Origin of the sequence: Blautia sp. HCN-20427 (assembly GCF_037890365.1) — a bacterium.
In the GTDB taxonomy this organism is placed as follows: Bacteria; Bacillota; Clostridia; order Lachnospirales; family Lachnospiraceae; genus Blautia.
The window spans coordinates 1-2,664 of record NZ_JBBKBX010000052.1 but is presented as its reverse complement, the minus strand read 5'-3'; the positions used below and the strand labels follow the sequence as shown (position 1 = coordinate 2,664).

The 2,664-nt window shown below is 48.0% G+C and carries 3 protein-coding genes; all 3 read left to right on the top strand.

Translation table 11 applies throughout. The features are described 5' to 3' along the window. Positions 1-96 precede the first annotated feature (96 nt). A complete protein-coding gene (tnpA, locus tag WKT17_RS16115; RefSeq protein ID WP_226853772.1) occupies positions 97-495 on the top strand; it encodes an IS66 family insertion sequence element accessory protein TnpA in 399 nt (132 codons plus the stop codon). Continuing rightward, positions 489-830 (top strand): IS66 family insertion sequence element accessory protein TnpB, encoded by a 342-nt coding sequence (gene tnpB / locus WKT17_RS16110; RefSeq protein WP_178761427.1) that lies wholly within the window; start codon positions 489-491, stop codon positions 828-830. The genes tnpA and tnpB overlap by 7 nt, the downstream gene beginning before the upstream one ends. A gap of 142 nt (positions 831-972) precedes the next feature. Further along, entirely contained in the window at positions 973-2,589 is a 1,617-nt protein-coding gene (gene tnpC / locus WKT17_RS16105; RefSeq protein ID WP_340273676.1) for an IS66 family transposase, read from the top strand. The last annotated feature ends 75 nt before the right edge of the window (positions 2,590-2,664 follow it).

Sequence of the window (2,664 nt, the reverse complement as noted above, 5' to 3'; positions counted from 1 at the left end):
CAAATATTCCTGCGGATTTCCTAATCCTCAAGTTTCACCTATAATTGTAGTCGATAGATATTTAGATTATTTCACTACAATTATGGAGGATAGGTTATGGCAGGTACTCGCAAAGCCCGTGTTCCGATGGCGGAACAGCTCAGGCTTATTAATGAATGCCGTCAGAGCGGCATGACAGATGCTGACTGGTGCCGTGAAAACGACATTGCAGTAAGCACCTTTTACAACTGGGTCAGCCGCTGTCGGAAAGCGGCAGCGGAGCAGATTCCAGCAGCGAATCATGGTCATCTTGAGATTCCCCGTCCGAAACAGGACGTGGTCTCCATTGACATTGTTCCGGAACAGCATACAGCATCCCAGATGCAAAACTCGTACCTTGACAATTCACATACGATTGAAGTTGCTATGAAGGATATCACGGTCCGTATCAGCAATGATGCAGATCCGCTCCTACTCACCAGAACATTCCGTCTGCTTCAGGAGCTCTCATGTTAGGTGACATCTCCGGACTTGAAAAGATTTACATTGTCTGCGGCTATACCGACATGCGGAAGTCCATTGACGGACTCTGCGCCGTTATCGAAGACCAGTTTAAGATGGATCCGTCGTCCAGTGCTCTCTTCCTGTTCTGTGGAAGAAGACGGGACAGGATTAAAGCCTTGTTCCGGGAACCAGACGGGTTCGTTCTGATTTATAAGCGGTTGTCTGTCCGCGGCGGCTATCAATGGCCCAGGAAGCAATCGGAGGTCCGGAATCTTTCCTGGCGGGAGTTTGACTGGCTGATGTCGGGGATTGATATTGACCAGCCCAAAGCCTTTAAAGCAGAATAAAAAGCATCTGGATTCCAGTAGAAATCCTGCACAGAAAAAACCGGAAAGCCCTTATAAATTCGGCATTTTTCAGGAGCTATTTTCCTTTAGTAAAAGCCCTGTTTCTGCTATAATAAAGGTATCAAATCCGAGGAGAGAAACGATGGCTTCCAGTGCGAAAGATATCCAGCTCAGAGAGCTGAAAGATACGATATCACAACTGAAAACAATGGTATCTGAACAGACTGAGATGATGAAATCTCTCCGTCTTATTATTGACGAAAAATCCAGTCACGAGAAAGCCATTCAGGAACAGGTAGATTATCTGACAAAAAAACTCTTTGGTTCTTCCAGTGAAAGAAGAGCCGATGATATTCCGGGACAGCAGAATCTCTTTGATGAAGCGGAAATGGAACAGAATCCATCTCTGCTGGAAGAAGAAACTGTAATCAAGGAACATACCCGTAAAAAGAAGGCCACGCATGAAGATCTCTTCAAAGGCCTTAAGATTGAAAAAGTAGTGCTCCCTCTTCCGGAAGAAGAGAAGATTTGTCCGGTATGCGGTACGCAGCTGGTTCTGATTGGCGAGGAGTATGTCCGCCGGGAACTGGAATTCATTCCTGCCACTTGTAAAGTAATCGAATACTACAGCCAGAGCTACGGATGCCCATCCTGCAAGGAAGGACTCGGCGACACAGAAAAACCTGTAATCATAAAGTCCCAGGTTCCGGCGGCTCTGGTTGGGAAAGGTCCTGCCTCGGCATCCACCGTTGCATGGACCATGTACCAGAAATATGCCAATGGGCTTCCCCTTTACCGGCAGGAGAAAGACTGGAAACAGTATGGGGCCCAGATCAGCCGGACCACCCTTGCTAACTGGATTATCTACTGTTCGCAGAACTATTTTCAGCCAATGTATGATTACTTTCACCGTGAACTGCTGAAAAGGAACTTTGCCATGGCAGATGAGACTCGGGTCCAGGTGCTGAAAGAGGAAGGCCGCAGGGCTCAGACCCAGTCGTTCATGTGGCTGTTCCGAAGTGGTGAGGATGGACTTCCGGAGATTATCCTGTATGGCTATTCCCCTACCAGGAGCAGCAGCCACGCAAGAGAGTTTCTGGAAGGCTACAGCGGATATCTGGAAACTGACGGCTATCAGGGTTATAACAATCTGCCGGGGATTAGGCGCTGCTCCTGCTGGGCACATATCCGCCGATACTTTATCGACGCTGTTCCTAAAGGCAGGCAGTATGATTACAGCCAGCCGGCAGTGCAGGGAGTCCAGTACTGCAACCGGTTATTCGCCATTGAGGACTCTATAAACAAAAAGCATTCCGGTGATTATGAAAAGCGGAAACAGCTGCGTCTCGAGAAGGAAAAACCTGTTCTGGAGGCTTTCTGGTCGTGGCTCGATCAGCAGAAGCCCGTCCGGAATACCCGGATGGATAAAGCGGTTAATTATGTTCTCAACCGGCGTGATACAGCGGAGACCTATCTGGAGGATGGGCACTGCAGCTTTACCAACAATCTCAGCGAGAATGCAATCCGTCCATTTGCAGTAGGACGGAAGAACTGGCTGTTCAGCAGTTCCGTGGACGGAGCGAATGCCAGTGCGGTAGTCTACACAATGGTTGAGATGGCAAAAGCACACGGCCTGAATATTTACGGATATCTCAAATTTCTGCTGGAGCATCGGCCAAGTAAAGATATGACGGATGAACAGCTGGCAGAACTTGCACCTTGGAGTGAAAAACTCCAGTCTGTCAAAAATCGCATGTGAATTATAGTGAATTACTCCAACTCGCAAAGGGCTGGGGTAATTTTAAATTTTACCGCAGTATTATTGGGCGCTTAC